Origin of the sequence: Rhodoferax sp. (genome assembly GCF_013297935.1) — a bacterium.
Lineage (GTDB): Bacteria > Pseudomonadota > Gammaproteobacteria > Burkholderiales > Burkholderiaceae_C > Allorhodoferax.
The window spans coordinates 234,939-255,350 of sequence record NZ_JAAFIX010000005.1 but is presented as its reverse complement, the minus strand read 5'-3'; the positions used below and the strand labels follow the sequence as shown (position 1 = coordinate 255,350).

Genomic DNA, 20,412 nt, shown 5'->3' with positions numbered 1-20,412 from the left:
ATTCTCCGCATGACCTACCTCGTTATTCTGGCCTTTGTGGCAATTCTTGGCAGCCTTGCGACTGCGCTGTATTTCATGTTGCGCGGCGGTAGTTCGCAGCACTCCAAATCCAAGAACATGGCCCGCGCGCTCGGACTGCGCGTCGGGGTTTCCATTTTCTTATTTCTTTGCATTCTTTTGGCGTGGAAGCTGGGATACATCCACCCCACAGGAATTCCAGAAGGACAGTAAAGCCAGCACCAATACAAAAGGCACCCGAGGGTGCCTTTTTTGGCGATGCAGGTGCTCAGAACCAGTAAACCAGGACGTAAAGGCCCAGCCACACCACGTCGACAAAGTGCCAGTACCAGGCGGCACCTTCGAACCCGAAGTGACGCTCCGGGGTGAAGTGACCCTTTTGCAAACGCAGGGTGATGAACAACAACATCAGCATGCCAACCAGCACGTGGAAACCGTGGAAGCCCGTCAACATGTAGAACGTCGAACCGAACACGCCAGAGCTGAGCTTGAGGTTGTAAGCCGTGTAGGCATGGTAATACTCGTAACCCTGCACAAACAGGAAGGTCACGCCAAGCAACACGGTGGCCCACATGAAGGCAATGGTCTTAGAACGGTTTGCGTCAATCAATGCGTGGTGTGCAATGGTGAGCGTCACGCCAGAGGTCAACAGCAGTGCGGTGTTGATAGTGGGCAACCAGAAGGGTCCCATGGTCGTGAAGGGCTCGACGATGCCACCAGGAGAAGCTGTCGCACCGGCCGCGATGCTAGGCCACACGGCTTTGAAGTCCGGCCATAGGAGGGCGTTTTCCAAGCTTCCCAGCGCAGGCACGGAGTGAGATCGCGCCCACCAGAGAGCCGTAAAGAAAGCACCAAAGAACATCACCTCAGAGAAGATGAACCAGCTCATGCTCCAGCGGTAGGAGATGTCAATTTTCCGACCGTACTGGCCGCCTTCGCTTTCAACCACAGCGTCGCGGAACCACTGGTACAAAACGAACAACCACCAGACCATGCCCAGCATCAGGGAATATTTGCCCCAAGCTGAACCATTGATCCATTGGCCTGCTCCAAGAATCACGAAGAACAGACCCGCCGCAGCCATCACAGGGTGACGCGAAGGTCCGGGCACAAAGTAATAAGGCGTTGTGCCGTGTGTCGCTGAGCTCATTTCTTCTCCATTTCTTCTCTAATCCGAATCTTTAGATCCCGGTAATGCGCGCTTAAGCGCTCACCACCCACTTTGCCACACTGATCAGTCCTACCACCAACAGTACCGCAGCCACCAGGCCCACGAGCACGACATGCAAGGGGTTTACCTTGGATAGGTCATCCCGATAACCCTTACTGCTGCGGATACCCAAGAACGACCATGCCACCAGCTTCACACTGGTCAGAAAGGTCGCCTTCTCAGAGGACGTTGCGCGCTCCATCAGGAACCTGCCAAATCACTGGCGGTCGGCTTGACTGCCGCGACCGGGGCGGGGGGCGTTTTTCCCCCCACCTCAAAAAAGGTGTACGACAAGGTAATGGTCGTCACGTCTTTTGACAACTTAGGGTCGATCACAAAAACGACGGGCCACGACTTCTTCTCTCCGGGCTCCAATGTGTACTGATTGAAGCAAAAGCACTCCAGCTTATTGAAGTGTGCCGATGCCTGCATCGGTGCGTAGCTCGGAATAGCCTGCGCGGACATCCGCCGGTTCTGAACGTTTTGGAACTCGTAAACAACCGTTGTCATTTCACCGGGGTGCACAACCATAGAGCGCTGTGCAGGACGGAACTCCCATGGTCCCCGTGAGTTCGCATCAAACTCGACGGTGATGCTCCGGGATGTGTCCACCTGTGAATTCACCGGCTCCGCTTTTTTACCCAGAATGACTTGCTCGCCCAACGCCAAGACATTGATCCCGGTCATCTCGCAAATGGCTTGGTACAAGGGAACCAACGCATATCCGAATGCGAACATGCTGACAGTAATCACTGCCAGTTTGCCCATCATTTTGCGATTAGCGCGGACATTGACCATGGTTACTTACCCAATAACACCATCTTGACCATAAACCCGATGAAGAAGACGGCAGCGACGGAGGCCAATATCAGACCCAACCGTGCATTTGCCTTCTTCTGGTCAGCGGACTTGGACATTAGCCAATCACCTTGGTTGCAGTAGCGTCCAATTTAGGAGGATTCTCAAAGGTGTGGAAAGGTGCTGGCGAGGGGACTTCCCACTCCAAACCTTCAGCGGCTTCCCATGGCTTCTGAGGAGCTTTTTCACCCTTGCCCAACATGGCAGGGAGCACCACACCAAAGAAGAAGTACACCTGAGCCAAGCCGAAGGCGAAGGAACCGATGGATGCAACCATATTGAAATCAGCAAACTGCATGGGGTAGTCAGCGTAGCGACGTGGCATGCCAGCCAGACCCAAGAAGTGCATGGGGAAGAAGGTCACGTTAAAGGCGATCAGCGACCACCAGAAATGCAGACGGCCCTTCCACTCAGGAATCATGACGCCAGTCCACTTGGGGGCCCAGTAATAGAAGCCGGCAAACATGGCATACAAGGAGCCTGCCACCAACACATAGTGGAAGTGAGCAACCACGTAGTAGGTGTCTTGCAACTGGATGTCGATAGGCGCCATTGCGAGGATCAAGCCGGTGAAACCACCCATAGTGAAGACGAAAATGAAACCCACTGCAAAGAGCATGGGCGTTTCAAAAGTCATGGAACCCTGCCACATGGTGGCAATCCAGTTGAAGATCTTCACCGCGGTAGGCACGGCGATCAACATGGTTGCGTACATGAAGAACAGCTGTCCGGTGACCGGCATACCGGTCGTAAACATGTGGTGAGCCCACACGATGAAGGACAAGATGGCAATGGAGGAGGTGGCGTACACCATTGAGGCATAGCCGAAAAGCCTCTTGCGGGCGAACGCGGGAACGATCTGACTCACGATGCCGAAAGCCGGCAAGATCATGATGTACACCTCAGGGTGCCCGAAAAACCAGAAAATGTGTTGGTACATCACCGGGTCGCCGCCACCCGCAGGATTGAAGAAGCTGGTGCCGAAATGACGGTCAGTCAATGTCATGGTGATGGCACCGGCCAACACGGGCATCACAGCGATCAACAAGTAGGCGGTAATCAACCATGTCCAGCAAAACATAGGCATCTTCATCAGGGTCATGCCAGGAGCGCGCATGTTCAAGATGGTGACGATGATGTTGATGGACCCCATGATGGACGAGGCGCCTAGGATGTGCATTGCAAAAATGCCGGCATCCATCGATGGGCCCATTTGCAGGGTCAAAGGAGCGTACAAAGTCCAGCCGGCAGCAGGAGCGCCGCCCGGCATGAAGAAGGAAGACACCAGCATCAGCGCGGCAGGAATCATCAGCCAGAAGCTGAAGTTATTCATACGCGCAAAGGCCATGTCAGATGCACCGATTTGCAGCGGGATCATCCAGTTCGCAAAGCCTACAAAGCCCGGCATGATGGCGCCGAACACCATGATCAAGCCGTGCATTGTCGTCAACGAGTTAAACAACTCGGGGTTGACCAGTTGCAAGCCAGGCTGGAACAACTCAGCGCGAATCAGTAGCGCCAAAATGCCGCCGATGATCAACATCGTGAAACTGAACAAAAGATACAAAGTACCGATGTCTTTGTGGTTGGTCGCAAACACCCAACGCTGCCAACCCGTAGGGGCATGGTGGTGATCGTCGTGGGCGTGATCGTGGTGGTCTAGTACGGCGCTCATGGTGAGGTCCTTCTCAAATTTCTACGTTCTGCCTGAAGACTTTACTTGCGCAAAGCCAGCACTTCGGCGGGCTGCACAAGCTGACCGGTTTTGTTAGACCAGTTGTTCTTCGTGTAGGTAATCACCGCAGCGATGTCTGTATCGCTCAATGTTTTCCATGCCGGCATAGAGCCGTTGTTCTGGCCATTCAGCAAAACCGCAATTTGCTTGCTCTTGTCCGCATCAAGCACCACGGCTGCGCCGTCCAGAGCCTTGATGGGGCCAGCGCCCTTGCCGTTAGCTTGGTGGCAAGCAGCGCAATTTTGCGCATAGACCTTCTCGCCACGCTTAGAGATGTCATCCAATGCCCAGACCTTGGTCGGGTCATCGGCCTTGGCCGCCAGCTTCTTCTTTTCCCCGGCAACCCAAGCAGAATAATCTTCTGCAGACAAAACCTTCACATGGATGGGCATGTAGGCGTGCTCCTTGCCGCACAACTCTGCACACTGCCCGTAAAAGTCGCCCGTCTTCTCTGCACGGAACCAGGTGTCACGCACGAAACCGGGAATCGCGTCTTGCTTGATACCAAAAGCAGGGACCATGAAAGCATGGATCACATCATTTGCAGTTGTGATGATCCGAACCTTCTTGTCGACAGGCACAACCAAAGGGTTGTCCACTTTTAACAGGTAGTTATCGATGGACTCACCCTTTTTAGGGCCACCAGCGTCAGAGAGGGCGCGCTGGTCGCTGTCCAGGGTGGATACGAAACCAATGCCTTCGCCCTCACCTTTCAGGTAGTCGTAACCCCACTTCCACTGCATACCTGTGGCCTTGATGGTCAGGTCCGCATTGGTGGTGTCCTTCATGGCGACCACGACCTTGGTGGCGGGCAATGCCATCAGAATCACAATGACAAAGGGAACAATCGTCCAAATAATTTCAACCGTCACCGACTCATGAAAAGTGGCCGGCTTGTATCCCACCGATTTGCGGTGCTTCCAGATGGAATAAAACATGACGGAGAACACCGCGACAAAGATCACGGAGCAAACGATCAACATAAACCAGTGGAGCCATTGCTGCTCTTCGGCAATTTTGGTGACTGCCGGTGGCAGATTGAGCTGATTTACCGCGGGGCCGCCGGGCAAATCATTGACCGCATGCGCGTGCGTCAACATGGAAGTGCCGGCAAAAGCAGCGGCAGACCACAGCATGGAAGCCAGTTTGTTCGTTGTGTTCTTCATCTCGTTCACTTTTGATGCCCCAAAATAATTCACCGCCCCGGCTTTGCGCACCCCTCAGGCCATGCGCAACGCCGAACGAATCTCTCTAGCCAACTGCGGACGCAACTCCGGGCGGATGTACCGCCCGACTTGAATTGTCCGACCGCGCTCCGATAGCTCAATCAGGGACGTGTCGTCGCTACGCGGCTCCACCCTCACCCAGCCTCTTTGGAATTCAGCCTTCTCTAACTTCCCGGCACACTCCAACTCAACAATGAGCCGGTTATCCAGCAGGGCGATTCGCTCTCCATCCGTCGAGTGCTTGGCGTAAACCAGAAAAGCCACACCGACTGCAATCAACTCCAAAGAAGCAAACGGGATGACCAGCGTTGCCCCTTGAAACCAGAAGAAAAGCCCGATTCCCATGGACACCACGCACAACGCGAAATAAGTCCACACCAATTGCAGGGGCGTTACGGAACAGTTTCGCCGGAGAAGCCAGTGAACCTGTCGCCCATCAACCGTCGCAAAGCGGAAAACCGGATTCGTCATGCGTATCACCCGAAATGGGACGCATCGATGAAAACGCGACCCAAACTGGAGGGGGGAAATGCCGTCACCTCTTTCCTATCATTGTATGACAGTAACGGACTTGACCGGCGTCAGCCTGACGCCACGCAAAGGCGAATCTGTAGGGGTTTTGCCTAGTTTTTTAGCGCTGCGCGCATGTCACCAAGGGAAACTCGCGTCTCTGGCGCTACCTTCAGCCGTGGCTTAGGTTTAAAGGCATGTCCGTAGACCACCTCGAATGTGATCGAAAGCCGGCCATCCGGTGCCGTGAGCTCGCGGGTCAGGCGATCCTGCATCTCCGAATACCAAGCTTTGGATCTCACTCCCCCAAACCGGCTCAGATGCAGATTACGCCCTAAACCGCGCAGTTCGTCCAGCAAGCTCTTGGCAGAGGAGTAGCTCAGGGTGATGCGCTCCATATCCATGACCGGCTCCGCAAAGCCGCCATGGACCAACATATCCCCCCAGTCATGCATATCCGTGAACTGATGGTTGGGTGGTGGCCAGCCTGCAGCCTCAAACACCCGGCGCAACTCCCGCAAAGTGTCCGGGCCAAAACAAGAAAACATCACAAAACCGTCCACCGCGAGCCCCTTGTGCCAAGTCCCGATCATGGCCTCAGGGTCCGCGGCCATGTGCAAAGCCATATTGGCCCACACCATCTGCACCGGAGCTGGCGCGTCTTCGAATCGGGGCGTCGCGCCCGTCCACCGCCCGGGACTCCACCATGCGGGCGTCAGGACTTTTCTGGAGTGCGCTTGCCGTGCAGAGGTGCTCTCGTAGACGTAACTCTGAGCCGAGGGATAGCGCTTTTGCACTCGCAAATGCCCTTCGCAGCCACCTCTGGATGGCTCCCAGTCCAGCCAGGTCTGTGGCTTTTGCACAATCCACTGCAGCCGATCTTCCATACGACGAGCTACCTCTTCGTGCAGCCAAGGAGCGGTCTCCACTGGCGACTGCGCCCAACGGGCTGCTGCGACCGGATCGATGGTAGGGGGCTTGTGTTCTGACATGGGCTGGGAAGACTGTGGAGCGCGAGTATATTGGCCCTATGTTCCGCACCTTACTCCAGGGGTTAAGCCTCCCGGTACCCAGCGCGTGCCGGGTGTGCAGAGCGTGGCCTTCGGTGGCATTGTGCGCAGACTGTGTCGAGGCTTTCGCACAACCGGTGTATCGATGCCCGACTTGCGCCTTAGCCATCCCGGACACCTTGACCTCCTGCAAAACCTGCGCGAAGACCCCCACCGACTGGGATCAAGCCTTCGCAGCGGTGGACTATGGATACCCCTGGGACCGGCTGATCGCAGACTTCAAATTCCGGGGCAACCCCGCTTGGGCGCGGTACTTTGCTGCGGTCATGCGCAGCGCGCCGTGGGTGGAGCCGGCGCTGGAAGCGGCGGATTGGGTTGTTCCCATGCCCTTGTCACGAGAGAGGCTGCGCGACAGGGGTTTCAATCAATCCTCGTTGCTGGCTAAGCAACTTTACCCCGCAAAGGTACAAGAAACCTCTTTGCTGCGGGTGATTCACACCCCGGCCCAAAGCGGACTTCCGCGCCAGCAACGCCTGCACAATTTGCAACATGCTTTTGCCATGGAGCCACTCAACGCAGCGGCCATCGAGGGGAAACGCGTGATCCTGGTCGATGATGTTATGACCAGTGGAGCCACTCTGGGAGCCGCTTCGCAGGTGCTGCGCCGAGCCGGCGCGAAACACATCAGCGCCATGGTGTTCGCCCGGACCGTCACCGGAGATTAACATCCGTAGACAATCGCAGGATGTTTCATATTGTTCTAGTTGAGCCGGAGATACCTCCCAATACCGGCAACGTCATTCGTCTGGCAGCCAACACCGGTTGCCAGCTGCACTTGGTCGAACCGCTCGGTTTTTCGATGGACGACAAACACATGCGGCGCGCCGGACTCGATTACCACGAGTACGCGCAACTCAAACGCCATGCCAGTTGGTCGCAGTTTCTTGAGGACGAGAAGCCCGACCCCGAGCGCCTTTTTACGCTGACCACCCGGGGGACTCGCAGTCCTTTTGAAGTGGCCTTCAGGCCGGGAGACTGGCTGGTGTACGGCTCGGAGACCAAAGGGATTTCCGACTTTGTCCGCACCTCGTTCAGCCCGGAGCGAAGCTTGCGCCTGCCCATGCGACCCGACCAACGCAGCCTCAACCTATCGAATGCCGTGGCGGTGACTGTTTTTGAGGCTTGGCGGCAGAACGGCTTCGGTCACTGATTGCGGCCCAACGCCCGCCCGCACTCAAGGGTATTGCCGCACCAATGCTTCGGCCACGCAGGCGGGCTTGACAGAGCCCTCGCGCTCGATGGTGATTTCCCAGCTTTGCTGCACACCGGCTTGGTCAATTGACTCAGCGGACAACAGCTTTAGGTGGGCACGCAAGCGGCTATTGACGGGCACCGGCGACACGAACCGCACCTTGTTGAGGCCATAGTTCACGCCCATGCGGACCTCCAGGACCGTGAGGCTGGACTCCAGAAACTGCGGGATCAAGGACAAGGTCAAAAAACCGTGGGCAACCGGGGCACCAAAAGGCCCTTGCGCAGCCCGTAACGTGTCGACATGGATCCACTGATGGTCTCCCGTGGCTTGGGCAAACAAGTCAATTTGCGACTGACTGACAGTCACCCAATCACTGACTGCGACCGTGGTGCCGACTTGAGCGGACAACTCCGCGAGTGTGCTGAAAGTTCTCATGCACAAACTCTAGCCAGCGATAGACATTTTGCTTGTAGCCGGCGTGACAAGCTGTCAGCTATTGAGCCATTCGCAAATCGGCACCCACTGCTGCAGGTCGCGCTCCACCTTGCCGGGCGCCACGTCGAATATGGTCAACCCGCGGGCCGTGGTTTGAATGTAATTCTGGGTGTCGCGCACCGAGCCCAGTACCGGCAAGCCGAGACTGCCGACAAACTGTTGAAGTTGCTCAGAAGCCAGCGTGCGCTCGTCCACCCGCATGCCCACAATCCCCACCTTAAACTTGTCGGCCCGCGAACTCGCTGCCAGCTCATCCAAGAAAGGTTTGGTGGCAAAAATATCAAAAATGCTGGGCTGCAGGGGCACCACTACGTGCGTGGCGATTTTCAAAATTTCTTTCAAGCGCTTGCCGTGCAATCCAGCCGGGGTGTCCAGCACGACATGGCTGGTGCCTTTAGGCGGCTTCGCTAAGCCGTCTTCGCCCATGGCCCAACCGGCAATCGGCTTGGCCGCCTGCGGACGCAAGCTCAACCAGAGTTGCGAGGACTGCTGCCGGTCGGCATCTCCGAGCATCACCGCGTGCCCTTGGGAGGCAAAATACCCGGCAATCTGGGTCGACATCGTGGACTTCCCCACCCCGCCTTTGGGATTCGCAACAACAACCACGGGCATACGCAAAATCTCCTCACTGATAACTGCGCTATGTTATCGGCATGGGCCATGAAAACCAACCACCTTCGATCTACGTCATAGCGGCGCACCCGAACTGGCGCAACTCGCGGGTAAACCGTGCGTTACGCACCGCCGCCATTGCCACCCCGGGGGTAGCGCTGTGCGACTTGTACGAGACTTACCCCGACTACGCTATTGCCGTGCAAGAGGAGCAAGCCAAACTCGACGCCGCGCAGCTCGTGGTGTTGATGCATCCGGTCCAGTGGTACTCCATGCCGGCACTCCTCAAGCTGTGGGTGGATGAGGTTTTGAGCTACGGCTGGGCCTACGGACATGGTGCCAGCGCGCTCAAGGGCAAAGACCTCTGGCTCGTGGCCAGCACCGGAGGTGCGGAGTCGTCTTACCACCCCCAAGGCTACAACCGCTACTTTTTCGACGCGTTTTTGCCGCCTTATGAACAAACTGCAGCACTTTGCGGCATGCGCTTTCTCCCCCCCATGGTGCTGCACGGCGCCCACAGCGCGTCGCAGGAGGCCATGACAGAACACGTCAACACCTTCGCCCAACGGCTGAACACCTACCCGAACTGGCCTGAGCTTGACGACTTGGAGGACTGCATCGCCTGCGAAGTCCCGGAACGCGACCGCCCCGCAGAAGAACACTGACATGGAACACGCACCCGCTTGGCTGCTCAACAGCCTGATTTACCTGAGTGCGGCAGTCATTGCTGTGCCCGTCTCCAAGGCACTGGGCCTCGGAGCCATCATTGGCTACCTTGCCGCAGGCATTGCCATCGGCCCCTGGGGCGCCGGCCTCGTAACCAATGTGGAAGACATTCTTCACTTTGCCGAATTCGGCGTCGTACTCATGTTGTTTTTGGTCGGTCTGGAGCTGGAGCCCCGCAGGCTCTGGAGCCTGCGCCGATCCATTTTCGGCTGGGGCGCCTTGCAAGTGCTGGGCTGCACCGCTCTGTTGATGCTGGTGGCCCTGGCCTGTGGCGTGAGTTGGCGCTTGAGCCTGGTGGGCGCTCTCGGTCTGGCGCTCTCCAGCACGGCCATTGCATTGCAGGTCATGGAGGAGCGCAACCTATTGCCCACGCCCAGCGGACAGGCCGCGTTCTCGATCCTGTTGTTCCAAGACGTGGCCGCTATTCCTATTTTGGCGCTGCTCCCCTTACTTGGGACCGTTTCGGGCCAAAATATCGACCCAGCCCCGGTGGAATATGCGCAGTCAGCTATAAAAATAATAGCAGTCATTGCCTGTATCGTGCTCGGTGGTCGACTACTCTTGCGGCCTCTGTTTCGCTGGATTGCCCGCTCCCGTACCCCTGAAATCTTTACCGCAGCGGCCTTGCTGCTGGTCGTCGGCATATCGGCGCTCATGCTGCTGGTCGGCCTGAGCATGGCGCTGGGGGCTTTTTTGGCCGGCGTGCTGTTGGCCGAGAGCGAATACCGGCGCGAGCTGGAAACCGACTTGGAGCCCTTCAAAGGTCTGTTACTCGGCCTGTTTTTTATTGCCGTGGGCATGAGTATTGATTTTGGCGTGCTGCGCGAGTCCCCGGGTGCTATGGCGCTGGTGGTGCTGGGCTTTCTGGTGGTGAAAGCCGGGGTGATCTATTCGCTGGCGCGGCATATTCAACTACCTGCCGCTGAGCGCCCGGTGTTCACCTTGTTGCTCGCCCAAGGGGGCGAGTTTGCTTTTGTCGTGTTTCAAGCGGCCGCGGGCGCACACGTATTTCCCGCCCAGACGGCATCGCTGCTGATTGGCGCTGTCGCCGTGTCCATGCTCCTGAGTCCCTTGGTGCTGGTCGCGGTAGATCGCTTGCTGCTGCCCCGCTATGCAGCCCGGCGTGGCAGCGCGCTGGAAGAAATCGCCGAGCCCCAGGATGCACCGGTCATCATTGCGGGCTTCGGGCGCTACGGGCAGATTGTGGGACGGGTCATGTTGGCCGAAGGCATCTCGTCTACCGTGCTGGACCATGATGCCGATATGGTCGAAGTCGCCCGCAAGCTGGGTTACCGGGTCTTTTATGGGGACGCGACCCGCCTGGACTTACTGCGGATCTCCGGGGCGGATAAAGCCAAGGTTTTGGTCGTGGCCGTCGACGATGTTGAGCAATCCTTGGCCGTCGTAGACCTGGTGCGCGAGCACTTTCCGCAACTCCCGATCGTGGCGCGGGCTCGGGACGTCACCCACTGGAATCAGCTGCGTGAACGCGGCGTCACGCTGGTGGAGCGTGAGTTGTTCGAGTCAAGCCTGCGCAGCGCGCGCAGTGTGCTGGAAACCCTCGGCCAACCGGCCCACGTCGCGCGCCAGACGGCCATGCGCTTTCGCCAGCACAACCTCGCCCTGTTTGAAAAAATGCGCCCCCATTTCAAAGACAGCAGCAAGCTGATTGCCACCATCAAGCAAGGCCGCCAACAACTCGAAGAGCAAATGGCGCAAGAGCGCGCCGACCAGGAGAAGCGAAAGCGCCCGGACTGGCACGATTAGCACTCGTGCCCCAAGCAAAATAACCTGCGCAATAGCAACCAACCCCGGGCCTTGCAGATAGCTTTGACCTGAATGCAAGCGCCATGTTGCAACATGGCGGCTCAGGGTCAGACGCTGACGGCGTGCTAACCTCGACACCATGTTCAATCCATCCCAAGAAGACGTACGTCGATTCTTTTGCTCCGTTTACGCCAAGGCCCGCACAGGCAGTGCGATGGAAGCTATTGAAACCATAGCAGCACAATGGATGGACGAGCACCCCGAGTACGCTGGCGACTTTGCCGACGTCGACCTCGCTGTGGCTACCATGTACGAGGCCACCGAAGGGCGCACCAACCCCTTTCTGCACCTGAGCATGCACCTGTCCATCAGCGAGCAGTGCAGCATCGACCAGCCCCGGGGCATCCGTCAGGCGGTGGAGCTGTTGACCCACAAGCGCAACTCTTTGCACCAGGCCCACCACGAAGCCATGGAGTGCCTGGGCACCATGCTGTGGGAGAGCCAGCGTGCCGGACGGCCGCCGGACGGCGATGCCTACATCGCCTGCGTGCAGCGCCACGCCACCAAAGACTAGGCCTGCGCTTTAACCAAACTGTCACAGGGCTTGTCACGGCTCTGCCATCAAGTCTGGGTAGCATGAATTTTCCGATTCCTGGAGACTTCGTCTATGCAAGACTTTTTCAAACAACTCAAGATCCAGCGCTGGGACGACCACCGCTATTACCACCACAGCCGCATCAACCAGTCGTTGCACTTGTTGAGCGCGATCAGCTTTTTGGTGGCCTACGCGCTGCTGTTCAAAGACCCGGCTCTAGCAGCGCTGGTCGCCTGGCTGGTGTCCATGACATCGCGCCAAGCCGGTCATTTTTTCTTTGAGCCGCTGGGCTATGACCATGTCAACAAGGCCACGCACGAGTACAAAGAAGAGATCAAGGTTGGCTATAACCTCCAGCGCAAAGTGGTGCTCCTGGCTATTTGGGCTGCAGCGCCCGTGATGCTCTGGATTGACCCCACCCTGTTCGGCTACTACGAAGCCACCGCCGGCATTGAAGCCTTCATGCGCCACACCGGTGAACTCTGGTTGGCCGTGGGCGTAGGTGGCTTGCTCTTCCGCACTGTGCACCTCTTCTTTATCAAGGACGTGATGTCCGGTCTGGTGTGGATGACCAAAATCCTGACCGACCCTTTCCACGACATCAAGCTGTACTACAAAGCCCCTCTGGCCCTGTTGCGCGGCGAGCTTATTGAGCCCCGCGGCAATATGGACCACGCTCCCACCTGACCGGAACCCGTCGCCAGGTTCCGGCCCTCTGCGGCTTAGAACTTGGCGGCCAACATCTCCCGCAGGATGCGGCGCTTGATCACCTTGTGTGTTTGGGCGCCATCGGTCCACCACCAGCCATCCTGCTGCATCGCCTGACCTGCCGCCACAAACCGGCGGGTTACCTCTTCAAAATCCGCATCGCTGAAATTCAGGCTGAAGATCATGCGACCGGTTCCCACCCAGCTCAAGGCCAGCCCTTGCGAACGCAAATAGTGCTGAAACAACCAGTGGTAGCAACCGGGCTGCGTGTAGGTCACGGTCCAGATGGTCGACAGGTTGGCCACGCGCACCGGCATGCCTGCGGCCTCCATGGTGATGTTGAGCTGGCTGGCGCGGCGGTTCCAGACACCGTCCAGATCCGCGTAGAAGGCTTGCACCCCGGGTGTTTCGAGCTTGCGCAAGAAGGCATTCATGGCACCCATCACATAAGGGTGCGAGTTGAAGGTGCCGCGGGCAAAGCAGATATCGGCCGGCGCATCTTCGCGGAAGCGGCGCATCCATTCGTGCTTGCCGCACAGCACACCGATGGGCAGCCCGCCGCCCAATGTCTTGCCGTAGGTCACCATGTCAGCACGCACGCCAAAATATTCTTGGGCGCCACCGGGCGCCAGGCGGAAGCCGACAAACACCTCGTCAAAAATCAGCGCAATGCCGCGTTCATCGCAAATCGTACGCAGGGTTTGCAGCCACAAGGTGTAGGCCGCTTTATCGAACCCGGCTTTGCGCGAGCCGTCCAGCAAGGAGCCGTCACTAGGTGCCTGCATGTTGGGGTGCAGAGCCTGCAAGGGGTTGATCAAGATGCAAGCGATGTCTTTGCGCTTGCGCAGTACGCGCAGAGTGCCCTCGCCCATCTCGGACAAAGTGAACGTGTCTTTGGCCGTCATCGGGTTGCCGATGCCGGGCTGCACATCGCCCCACCAGCCATGGTACGAGCCGCAAAAGCGCACCAGTTTTTTGCGGCCGGTGTGGTAGCGGGCCAGGCGCACGGCTTGCATCACGGCTTCGGTGCCGGACATGTGGAAAGACATCTCGTCCATGCCCGAGGCTGTGCGCAGGCGCTGCACGTTGTCCACCATGACCGGGTGGTAAGCCCCCAGCACCGGGCCCAGTTCGCGGGCGATGGCGGTGCCTTCGTCAATGCACTCTTTGTAAAAGTCATTGCCCATCAGGTTCACGCCATAGGAGCCGGTCAGGTCGATGAACACATTCCCGTCCAAGTCGGTCACGGTCACGCCGGACGACGACTGCAAAAACGAACCCATCTTCAAGCCCTGCTTCACCATGGCTTTGAACTGGTAGGGTACGCGGTAGGCACTGACGAACTGCATGTCCGACAAGCCATCGATCACCGAAGCACCCGCCTCCAGGGTCTTGGGGTAGCGCTGCGCAATGCCTTGCACCAGCGCGGTGAACGCCGCTTTGCGTTGCGCCACCACATCGACCGGCGCGCCATCCACAGCGAAGACTTGGTTCTCGTCGTAGCTGTAGTTAGGCAACAAAGAGGCCAACAAGCGCGCATTGCGCGGATGACCTGCCAGCGAGCGGTGCTTGGCCAGCGAAAGCTCGGCACGCGCCTTCAATTTGCGCAAGGCCGCCACTGCCGCAGCCGTGCCCACGCCGGCCAGCAGCAGGGTTTGGAGTTCTAGAGATTCATTCACGACATTCACCTTTCAATCCAACTTCACCATCAACAATCACCATGCAACTACGTGCACAGATTCAAAAAATCCTCAGTCAGGAAGACCTGAACTTCCTGCTGACCAACCGTATTCCGCGCCAGGCACTCACCCGCTTTCTGGGGTGGTTCAGCAAGATCGAGCAGCCGCTGGTGCGGGATGCGTCCATCGGTATCTGGAAGTTCTTTAGCGACCTGGACTTGCGCGAAGCCAAAAAGCAGCGCTTTTCCAGCATGCATGACTGCTTCACCCGCGAACTCAAAGACGGCGCCCGCTCGGTAGCGCAAGACATAGACGCCATGACCAGCCCGGTCGACGCCATCGTGGGCGCGAGCGGCTCTATCGAAGGCACCCGCGTGTTCCAGGCCAAAGGCTTTCCGTACACCCTGGAAGACCTGCTGGGCCCGGACGCAGACGTGAGCGAATGGCGCGACGGCAGCTTTGTGACCTTGCGGCTCACCTCCAGCATGTACCACCGCTTCCACGCCCCCCACCACTGCACTGTGGACGAAGTGCGCTACTTCTCGGGCGACACCTGGAACGTGAACCCGATTGCCCTCAAGCGGGTGGAAAAGCTCTTCTGTAAAAACGAACGCGCGTTCATCGGCACCCGGCTGAACGGCCCCGGCCCGCTGCAGGGGCAACGCGTGGCCTTGGTACCCGTGGCTGCGGTGCTGGTGGCCAGCATCCGGCTGCACTTTCTGGATGTGTTGTTTCACCTGAAGTACACCGGCCCGAAAAAGATAGCTTGCAACGCACGCTTCGAGCGCGGGCAGGAAATGGGCTGGTTTCAGCATGGCTCCACCGTGATCGTGCTGGCGCCCAAAGGCTTTGTGCTCGACGCAGGCCTAGAGCAAGGGTCGCGCGTGCGAATGGGCCAGCCGCTCCTGCGCTGGCAGGCCTGAGGCGCTCGCCTTACTCGCGGGGACGGAAGCAAACGGCCGCCCGTGGCGCTCCAGCACGGAGCGCAAAGTGTGCAAAAACGTGTCCGCCACCGCATCCCAGCTGCGGTCGGCCACGGCCTTGGCAGCCGCCGCACGATAACGTGCGATGCGCTGGGGGTCCACCGCCAGTTGCACAGCGGCATTGACGAAAGACACGTCGTCGCCTGTGGGCACCAGCACCCCGTTATCGCCGCTTTCAATCAGTTCGAGCGCCGCGGCGCAGTCATACGACACCACCGCTAGCCCGCTGGCCAATGCTTCAGGAACCACATTGCCATAGGTCTCGGTCACGCTGGGGAACAAAAACAGGTCCGCCGAGGCGTAGTGCGCCGCCAGATCTCCCCCTTTTTGCACACCGGCAAAATGGGCTTCCGGGCAGGCCTCGGTCAGCGCCTTGCGCAAAGGGCCGTCGCCCACAAACACCAGCTTCACATCCGGCACGCGGGCCTTGATGGCGCGGAATGCGGCCACCACCAGCCCCACGCTTTTTTCTTTGGCCAAGCGCCCCACCAACAGGATGACCAACTCATCGCCCAGCACACCCCACTGGCGGCGCAGCGCCACCGAGCGGTTCTGCGGACCGAACTGCTCCAGCGCCACGCCGCGCGACAGCAAAGTCACGTTCTCGTAGCCGCGTGCGGTCAGGTCTTGGACCAGGCTGCGGGTCGGCACCATGGTGGCCTGGGTGCGGTTGTGCAGCTTGCGCAGGTATGACTCGATCGGCGTCTTCAACAGGCCGATGCCGTAATGCTGCGAATAGCTCTGAAAATTGGTGTGGAACGAACTAGTAATGGGCAACTGCAACTTGCGAGCCGCCGCTACCGCAGACCACCCCAGCGGCCCCTCAGTGACCACATGCACGATGTCGGGTCGGCGCTCCCCCCACAGTTTGATCAGGCGGCTCTTTGAGGGCATGCCAAATCGCAACTCGCCGTAGGCGGGTAAGGGCACGCCTTTGGAGAGCACCTCGTCCAAACCTTCGTGCTGCATGGACGCCTGCTCGCGCGGTTGGCGCGGTCGTACCACCTGCACCGAGTGGCCCTTGTGCAGCAAGCCATTGACGAGCCACCCCAGTGTCATGGCCACGCCATTGACTTCGGGTGGGAAGGTTTCTGTCACGACAGCAATCCGCAAACTGGAGAGCTGCGGCGCGAAGGACTCGATGAGGAGGTCGTCGGAGGTTTTCACAAGCCCGAGACTAGGCACCGCACATAACAGCTTGATGATGCTTTTTTGACAGTTTGACGTCTACCAAGCAGGTCGCGCCGGCACCCACTGCCCGCGATAGGCCGCGCACACCAACACCATGCCCACGGTCACCAAAGCACCGAAACCCCACACCAGCGTGCTGAGTTGCAGCTGCAGGGCGGTAGCCCCGGCATAGACCGCCAGCATGACCAGCATGCCCGCGTTTTCATTGAAACCTTGCACCGCGATAGAGCGGCCGGCTGTGAGCAAGGTGTAGCCGCGGTGCTGCAACAACGCATTCATAGGCACCACAAAAAACCCCGCCATCGCCCCGACAACCACCATCAAGACCGCGGCCATGGCAATGGACTCGACGCACAGCATCAGCGGTATCACCAAGCCCAGCAGCAACCCGAGCGGCAAGAGGTGCACCGCCTTCTCAAGCGCTACATAGCGGCTGGCGGCTATCGCGCCCGCCACCACACCAAATGCCGTCACCCCCTGCAAATACGCAGCCTGGTCGAGCGGCAAGCCCAATGCTTCATTCGCCCAGCGCAGCACCACCAGTTGCAGGGTAGCCCCCACCCCCCACAGCAAGGTGGTCACCGACATGGACATGCCGCCCACGGCATCGCGCCACAAAAGAATGTTTTCACGCCAAAAGCGCACCGCCAGCGCGCGCGGGTGAATGGAATGGGGGTCATACCGCGCACCACTGTCAGGAATGGCAAAGCACACCAGCATGGCCACGCTGTTCAAAGCCAGCAGCACCAACATGCCTGCCAACAACGCGGTGCCAGTCTCGCTAGCCCCACCCCACAGCTGCGGCCCCTGAAGCACCGGCAACAGCGGGCTGATGAGCACACCCCCGAGCACCGTCCCGAAGATCACGGCGCAGACCGTGGCCCCTTCAAAAAAACCATTAGCACGCACCAGATCCGCCGGAGGCAGGAGCTCGGTCATCAGGCCGTATTTGGCGGGCGCGTACAGCGCAGCACCCCACCCCGCCACCACAATAGCCACTAGCGGATCTACGCCATAGAGCAGCAAACCCATGGCCACGACCTTGAACGCATTGGACAGCACCATGACACGCCCCTTGCGGAAGGCGTCGGCAAGCGGCCCCACCAAGGGTGCCAGCAGCACGTAGAACAACGTGAACCCGATCTTGAGGAGCGGAATGCGCCAATCCGCCTCCGCCAGCTCCATCACGCGGGCAATGGCCACGATCAAAAAAGCGTTGTCCGCAAGGGTGGACACAAACTGCACTGCAAGCAGCACATAAAAAGCGCGTGGCATGGTTCGGGGTGTGGCTTGCATGACGGAGCAAAGGTTGAAGCTGCGCATGCTGCCGTTGGCATATGAATGCTCAGTGACACTGCCTATGACCGCGCGGTGTCACGGTTTTGCCGCACAGCCTGCATAGCATTCGGCCAGCACTGTAAGGAGGCGACTTTGCGACAACTCTTGGCACGATGGGCTACCAAAGCACTGATTGTTTGTGCCTACACCAGTGTCCTTGCGGCACCCGCTCTGGCCAGCCTGGTGTTCTGGCGCAAACGCTACCTGCGCGACTACCGGGGCACGATGCGCAACGCGCGCCGCCACATCAAGGCCATGGAGGCTGGCCCCGCCCTGCACTACTTTCAAGATGTGGCCGGACGCGCACCCCAGGTCCCGGAGCATATTAAGGGGGAATGCGTCCAATGCGGCAACTGCTGCATGGACCACCAGTGCATGTTTCTGGAGCCAGTGGGGTCGCAGCAGTTCCAATGCGGCATCTACCACTCGCCTTTGCGAAGGCTGTCGAATTGCGGCTCGTTTCCGCTACACGGGCATGACATTGCCCGCTACCAATGCCCCAGCTACTACGTCGCAGGGTCGGGTAAGCCGGTCATCCCGATCCACCCGGTGCAAGGCTAAGCCCGCCCAGAAATAAAAAAGCCGCTCAAGGAGCGGCTTTTGGGGAACGCGTGGAACCGGAGCTTACTTGAAGCGGCTCTGGGGAACCACTTGCAGGTCAGAGGGCAATGAGCCCACGTAGTTGGCCAGCTCTTTGAGCTCGGCGTTACTAAATTGCTTGGCAATGCCACCCATGATGGCGTTGCCGCGACCAATATTGGCGTTGCCCTCGACCTTATAGGCCTTGAGCGCCACGAAGAGGTAGTCGCTGTGTTGGCCGGCAATCTTGGGGTAGGTGGGGTCAATCGGCTTGCTCAACGACTCGCCGTGGCAAGAAGCGCAGTTACCTTTGGTCAATAGGGCGTTGACTTTTTCTGATGCGGCAGCAGCCTTGCCCAAGGCAGGTGCACCGGCAACAACACCACTGGCTTCGTAGTAAGCCGCCAAGTCAGCAATGTCCTGGTCCGACAGCGAAGCAGCAATACCCTTCATAGAGGGGTGCTTGCGCTCACCTTTTTTGTAGGCATTCAGGGAGGCAGCGATGTACTGGCCGCTTTGCCCGGAGATCTTGGGGACCTTGTGAATTTCGGGGAAGCTGGACTGGTAACCCACGATGCCGTGGCAGCCGATACACATGGCATTCTTTTTAGCACCGGCCTGCACGTCACCCTGTACGCCCTCGGCATGAGCAGCAAAAACGGTCACGGAAGCGACAAGCGCGGCGGACAGCGACAAGAGGAATTTGTTCATTTTGCGATGACAATCACAGAGTGATGACGTGGTGGTTGTGTCAAACCATTATATCGAGAAGGCCCTCCGTAGAACCCCTATGTTTGATCGCCATCAAGCAGCAACTCAGACGCTTTTGCTATGAAATTCACCGGAACAGAAAACTACGTTGCCACCCAGGACCTGATGCTGTCGGTCAATGCAGCCATTACGCTGCAACGCCCCCTGCTGGTCAAAGGTGAGCCGGGCACGGGCAAAACCATGCTGGCCGAGGAAGTGTCACAGGCCTTGGGCATGCCACTGCTGCAGTGGCACATCAAGTCCACCACCAAGGCACAGCAGGGCCTGTATGAATATGACGCAGTGAGCCGCCTGCGCGATTCTCAGCTTTCGGATGTGGATGGCGGAGAGCGCGTCAAAGACATCAACAACTACATCATCAAGGGCGTGCTGTGGCAGGCGTTTACCGCCGATCAGCCGGTTGCGCTGCTGATTGATGAGATCGATAAGGCCGACATCGAGTTCCCCAACGACCTGTTGCGCGAGATCGACCGCATGGAGTTTTACTGCTACGAGACCCGCCAGCTCATCAAGGCCAAACACCGGCCCCTGGTGTTCATTACCTCTAACAACGAAAAAGAGCTGCCCGACGCATTTTTGCGTCGCTGCTTCTTCCACTACATCAAATTCCCCGATGCCACCACCATGCAGAGCATTGTGGATGTGCACTTCCCCGGCCTCAAAAAAGAGCTGGTCAGCGTAGCCATGAAAACCTTCTTCGAAGTGCGCAACCTGCCGGGCCTGAAAAAGAAACCCTCCACCAGCGAGCTGCTGGACTGGCTCAAACTGCTGTTGGCGGAAGACATTCCGGCGGAGGCTCTGCAAACGAAAGACAACAAGGCCGCCGTGCCGCCTTTGGTTGGCGCGCTACTGAAAAATGAACAAGACGTGAGCTTGTTCGAAAAGCTCATGTACATGCAACGCACGAATCGCTAAACACCATGAGCTCCAAACTACTGATTGAAGGCATTTCCGACGCGGTCGGATTTGTGGGCGGCGCGCTGATCGGCTTCTGGGTCGGCCGTTGGTTAGGTCTTGACCTGTTTGCACCAGGCTACGGAAACGCCAGCATTGGCGCCATTGTGTTGGTCAGCATTGGCGGCGGGGTCGGCTTGCAGCTCGCACGCAAATGGCGCAACCGCAACGCAGCCGCACCCAAGGAATAAC

Annotated in this window: 25 protein-coding genes; 11 read left to right on the top strand and 14 right to left on the bottom strand. The window is 58.5% G+C overall.

Going from position 1 to position 20,412, the window contains the following annotated elements; translation table 11 throughout:
- The first annotated feature begins 9 nt into the window (after positions 1-9).
- Entirely contained in the window at positions 10-231 is a 222-nt protein-coding gene (locus QZW03_RS09830) for a twin transmembrane helix small protein (RefSeq protein WP_296509816.1), read from the top strand.
- A 55-nt stretch (positions 232-286) separates the two neighbouring features.
- Here QZW03_RS09830 and QZW03_RS09825 read toward each other — a convergent pair whose 3' ends face one another.
- From QZW03_RS09825 to QZW03_RS09790, 8 genes are all read right to left on the bottom strand, one after another.
- Complete coding sequence (locus QZW03_RS09825) at positions 287-1,168, bottom strand: cytochrome c oxidase subunit 3 (protein WP_296509815.1); 882 nt, start codon at positions 1,166-1,168, stop codon at positions 287-289.
- A 52-nt stretch (positions 1,169-1,220) separates the two neighbouring features.
- On the bottom strand, positions 1,221-1,430 hold the full coding sequence (locus QZW03_RS09820; RefSeq protein WP_296509814.1) for a DUF2970 domain-containing protein: 210 nt from the start codon (positions 1,428-1,430) through the stop codon (positions 1,221-1,223).
- Positions 1,430-2,026 (bottom strand): cytochrome c oxidase assembly protein, encoded by a 597-nt coding sequence (locus QZW03_RS09815; RefSeq protein ID WP_296509813.1) that lies wholly within the window; start codon positions 2,024-2,026, stop codon positions 1,430-1,432. The genes QZW03_RS09820 and QZW03_RS09815 overlap by 1 nt, the downstream gene beginning before the upstream one ends.
- A 2-nt stretch (positions 2,027-2,028) precedes the next feature.
- Positions 2,029-2,145 carry a cytochrome oxidase small assembly protein gene (locus QZW03_RS09810; protein ID WP_296509812.1) on the bottom strand — a complete coding sequence of 39 codons (117 nt, stop codon included), beginning with the start codon at positions 2,143-2,145 and terminating at the stop codon, positions 2,029-2,031.
- The gene (gene ctaD, locus QZW03_RS09805; RefSeq protein WP_296509811.1) at positions 2,145-3,761 is read right to left on the bottom strand and encodes a cytochrome c oxidase subunit I; all 1,617 of its coding nucleotides are present in this window, start codon (positions 3,759-3,761) and stop codon (positions 2,145-2,147) included. Before ctaD ends, QZW03_RS09810 begins: the two co-directional genes overlap by 1 nt.
- Before the next feature lie 41 nt (positions 3,762-3,802).
- On the bottom strand, positions 3,803-4,987 hold the full coding sequence (coxB, locus tag QZW03_RS09800; RefSeq protein WP_296509810.1) for a cytochrome c oxidase subunit II: 1,185 nt from the start codon (positions 4,985-4,987) through the stop codon (positions 3,803-3,805).
- A gap of 54 nt (positions 4,988-5,041) precedes the next feature.
- Entirely contained in the window at positions 5,042-5,518 is a 477-nt protein-coding gene (locus tag QZW03_RS09795; RefSeq protein WP_296509809.1) for a DUF2244 domain-containing protein, read from the bottom strand.
- 152 nt (positions 5,519-5,670) lie between these two features.
- A complete protein-coding gene (locus tag QZW03_RS09790; RefSeq protein ID WP_296509808.1) occupies positions 5,671-6,549 on the bottom strand; it encodes a biotin synthase in 879 nt (292 codons plus the stop codon).
- Positions 6,550-6,746: 197 nt separating this feature from the next.
- Between QZW03_RS09790 and QZW03_RS09785 the strand changes: the two genes are divergently transcribed.
- On the top strand, positions 6,747-7,292 hold the full coding sequence (locus QZW03_RS09785) for a ComF family protein (RefSeq protein WP_366481560.1): 546 nt from the start codon (positions 6,747-6,749) through the stop codon (positions 7,290-7,292).
- A 20-nt stretch (positions 7,293-7,312) separates the two neighbouring features.
- Positions 7,313-7,777 (top strand): tRNA (uridine(34)/cytosine(34)/5-carboxymethylaminomethyluridine(34)-2'-O)-methyltransferase TrmL, encoded by a 465-nt coding sequence (trmL, locus tag QZW03_RS09780; protein ID WP_296509806.1) that lies wholly within the window; start codon positions 7,313-7,315, stop codon positions 7,775-7,777.
- A 24-nt stretch (positions 7,778-7,801) separates the two neighbouring features.
- Here the strand turns inward: trmL and QZW03_RS09775 are convergent, their stop codons facing one another.
- Positions 7,802-8,257, bottom strand: a complete 456-nt coding sequence (locus QZW03_RS09775) for a MaoC family dehydratase (RefSeq protein ID WP_296509805.1) — start codon at positions 8,255-8,257, stop codon at positions 7,802-7,804.
- Positions 8,258-8,311: 54 nt separating this feature from the next.
- The gene (locus QZW03_RS09770) at positions 8,312-8,929 is read right to left on the bottom strand and encodes a ParA family protein (protein WP_296509804.1); all 618 of its coding nucleotides are present in this window, start codon (positions 8,927-8,929) and stop codon (positions 8,312-8,314) included.
- 41 nt (positions 8,930-8,970) lie between these two features.
- Between QZW03_RS09770 and QZW03_RS09765 the strand changes: the two genes are divergently transcribed.
- From QZW03_RS09765 to QZW03_RS09750, 4 genes are all read left to right on the top strand, one after another.
- The gene (locus QZW03_RS09765; protein WP_296509803.1) at positions 8,971-9,594 is read left to right on the top strand and encodes an NAD(P)H-dependent oxidoreductase; all 624 of its coding nucleotides are present in this window, start codon (positions 8,971-8,973) and stop codon (positions 9,592-9,594) included.
- 1 nt (position 9,595) lies between these two features.
- The gene (gene kefC / locus QZW03_RS09760) at positions 9,596-11,422 is read left to right on the top strand and encodes a glutathione-regulated potassium-efflux system protein KefC (protein WP_296509802.1); all 1,827 of its coding nucleotides are present in this window, start codon (positions 9,596-9,598) and stop codon (positions 11,420-11,422) included.
- Positions 11,423-11,561: 139 nt separating this feature from the next.
- Complete coding sequence (locus tag QZW03_RS09755; protein WP_296509801.1) at positions 11,562-11,996, top strand: DUF1841 family protein; 435 nt, start codon at positions 11,562-11,564, stop codon at positions 11,994-11,996.
- Positions 11,997-12,089: 93 nt separating this feature from the next.
- Positions 12,090-12,704, top strand: a complete 615-nt coding sequence (locus QZW03_RS09750) for a hypothetical protein (protein ID WP_296509800.1) — start codon at positions 12,090-12,092, stop codon at positions 12,702-12,704.
- 35 nt (positions 12,705-12,739) lie between these two features.
- Here the strand turns inward: QZW03_RS09750 and QZW03_RS09745 are convergent, their stop codons facing one another.
- A complete protein-coding gene (locus tag QZW03_RS09745) occupies positions 12,740-14,404 on the bottom strand; it encodes an aminotransferase class III-fold pyridoxal phosphate-dependent enzyme (RefSeq protein WP_296509799.1) in 1,665 nt (554 codons plus the stop codon).
- 41 nt (positions 14,405-14,445) lie between these two features.
- On the opposite strand from QZW03_RS09745, the gene asd reads away from it, so the two are divergent.
- Positions 14,446-15,327 (top strand): archaetidylserine decarboxylase, encoded by an 882-nt coding sequence (gene asd / locus QZW03_RS09740; protein ID WP_296509798.1) that lies wholly within the window; start codon positions 14,446-14,448, stop codon positions 15,325-15,327.
- On the opposite strand, the gene QZW03_RS09735 is transcribed toward asd, so the two are convergent.
- Positions 15,271-16,554, bottom strand: coding sequence for a glycosyltransferase family 1 protein (locus QZW03_RS09735; protein WP_296509797.1), 1,284 nt, complete (start codon positions 16,552-16,554; stop codon positions 15,271-15,273). The genes asd and QZW03_RS09735 overlap by 57 nt on opposite strands.
- A gap of 60 nt (positions 16,555-16,614) precedes the next feature.
- Entirely contained in the window at positions 16,615-17,853 is a 1,239-nt protein-coding gene (lplT, locus tag QZW03_RS09730) for a lysophospholipid transporter LplT (RefSeq protein WP_296509796.1), read from the bottom strand.
- Between the two features lie 156 nt (positions 17,854-18,009).
- Here lplT and QZW03_RS09725 point away from each other — a divergent pair, with 156 nt between their 5' ends.
- Positions 18,010-18,477, top strand: a complete 468-nt coding sequence (locus QZW03_RS09725; RefSeq protein ID WP_296509795.1) for a hypothetical protein — start codon at positions 18,010-18,012, stop codon at positions 18,475-18,477.
- A 63-nt stretch (positions 18,478-18,540) separates the two neighbouring features.
- Here QZW03_RS09725 and QZW03_RS09720 read toward each other — a convergent pair whose 3' ends face one another.
- Entirely contained in the window at positions 18,541-19,206 is a 666-nt protein-coding gene (locus tag QZW03_RS09720) for a c-type cytochrome (protein WP_296509794.1), read from the bottom strand.
- Positions 19,207-19,326: 120 nt separating this feature from the next.
- Between QZW03_RS09720 and QZW03_RS09715 the strand changes: the two genes are divergently transcribed.
- Together QZW03_RS09715 and QZW03_RS09710 are read left to right on the top strand one after the other, a co-directional pair.
- Positions 19,327-20,181, top strand: a complete 855-nt coding sequence (locus tag QZW03_RS09715; protein WP_296509793.1) for a MoxR family ATPase — start codon at positions 19,327-19,329, stop codon at positions 20,179-20,181.
- Between the two features lie 5 nt (positions 20,182-20,186).
- Positions 20,187-20,411, top strand: a complete 225-nt coding sequence (locus tag QZW03_RS09710; RefSeq protein ID WP_296509792.1) for a hypothetical protein — start codon at positions 20,187-20,189, stop codon at positions 20,409-20,411.
- Position 20,412: the final 1 nt, after the last annotated feature.

Excerpts from the sequence above, each read along its gene's own strand:
- QZW03_RS09750 (WP_296509800.1), top strand. The coding sequence starts at position 12,090 with ATGCAAGACTTTTTCAAACAACTCAAGATCCAGCGCTGGGACGACCAC.
- asd (WP_296509798.1), top strand. The coding sequence starts at position 14,446 with ATGCAACTACGTGCACAGATTCAAAAAATCCTCAGTCAGGAAGACCTG.
- trmL (WP_296509806.1), top strand. The coding sequence starts at position 7,313 with ATGTTTCATATTGTTCTAGTTGAGCCGGAGATACCTCCCAATACCGGC.
- QZW03_RS09815 (WP_296509813.1), bottom strand. The coding sequence starts at position 2,026 with ATGGTCAATGTCCGCGCTAATCGCAAAATGATGGGCAAACTGGCAGTG.
- QZW03_RS09755 (WP_296509801.1), top strand. The coding sequence starts at position 11,562 with ATGTTCAATCCATCCCAAGAAGACGTACGTCGATTCTTTTGCTCCGTT.
- kefC (WP_296509802.1), top strand. The coding sequence starts at position 9,596 with ATGGAACACGCACCCGCTTGGCTGCTCAACAGCCTGATTTACCTGAGT.
- coxB (WP_296509810.1), bottom strand. The coding sequence starts at position 4,987 with ATGAAGAACACAACGAACAAACTGGCTTCCATGCTGTGGTCTGCCGCT.
- QZW03_RS09795 (WP_296509809.1), bottom strand. The coding sequence starts at position 5,518 with ATGACGAATCCGGTTTTCCGCTTTGCGACGGTTGATGGGCGACAGGTT.
- QZW03_RS09710 (WP_296509792.1), top strand. The coding sequence starts at position 20,187 with ATGAGCTCCAAACTACTGATTGAAGGCATTTCCGACGCGGTCGGATTT.
- QZW03_RS09825 (WP_296509815.1), bottom strand. The coding sequence starts at position 1,168 with ATGAGCTCAGCGACACACGGCACAACGCCTTATTACTTTGTGCCCGGA.
- QZW03_RS09720 (WP_296509794.1), bottom strand. The coding sequence starts at position 19,206 with ATGAACAAATTCCTCTTGTCGCTGTCCGCCGCGCTTGTCGCTTCCGTG.
- ctaD (WP_296509811.1), bottom strand. The coding sequence starts at position 3,761 with ATGAGCGCCGTACTAGACCACCACGATCACGCCCACGACGATCACCAC.
- QZW03_RS09810 (WP_296509812.1), bottom strand. The coding sequence starts at position 2,145 with ATGTCCAAGTCCGCTGACCAGAAGAAGGCAAATGCACGGTTGGGTCTG.
- lplT (WP_296509796.1), bottom strand. The coding sequence starts at position 17,853 with ATGCCACGCGCTTTTTATGTGCTGCTTGCAGTGCAGTTTGTGTCCACC.
- QZW03_RS09820 (WP_296509814.1), bottom strand. The coding sequence starts at position 1,430 with ATGGAGCGCGCAACGTCCTCTGAGAAGGCGACCTTTCTGACCAGTGTG.
- QZW03_RS09715 (WP_296509793.1), top strand. The coding sequence starts at position 19,327 with ATGAAATTCACCGGAACAGAAAACTACGTTGCCACCCAGGACCTGATG.
- QZW03_RS09765 (WP_296509803.1), top strand. The coding sequence starts at position 8,971 with ATGGGCCATGAAAACCAACCACCTTCGATCTACGTCATAGCGGCGCAC.
- QZW03_RS09775 (WP_296509805.1), bottom strand. The coding sequence starts at position 8,257 with ATGAGAACTTTCAGCACACTCGCGGAGTTGTCCGCTCAAGTCGGCACC.
- QZW03_RS09770 (WP_296509804.1), bottom strand. The coding sequence starts at position 8,929 with ATGCCCGTGGTTGTTGTTGCGAATCCCAAAGGCGGGGTGGGGAAGTCC.
- QZW03_RS09830 (WP_296509816.1), top strand. The coding sequence starts at position 10 with ATGACCTACCTCGTTATTCTGGCCTTTGTGGCAATTCTTGGCAGCCTT.
- QZW03_RS09790 (WP_296509808.1), bottom strand. The coding sequence starts at position 6,549 with ATGTCAGAACACAAGCCCCCTACCATCGATCCGGTCGCAGCAGCCCGT.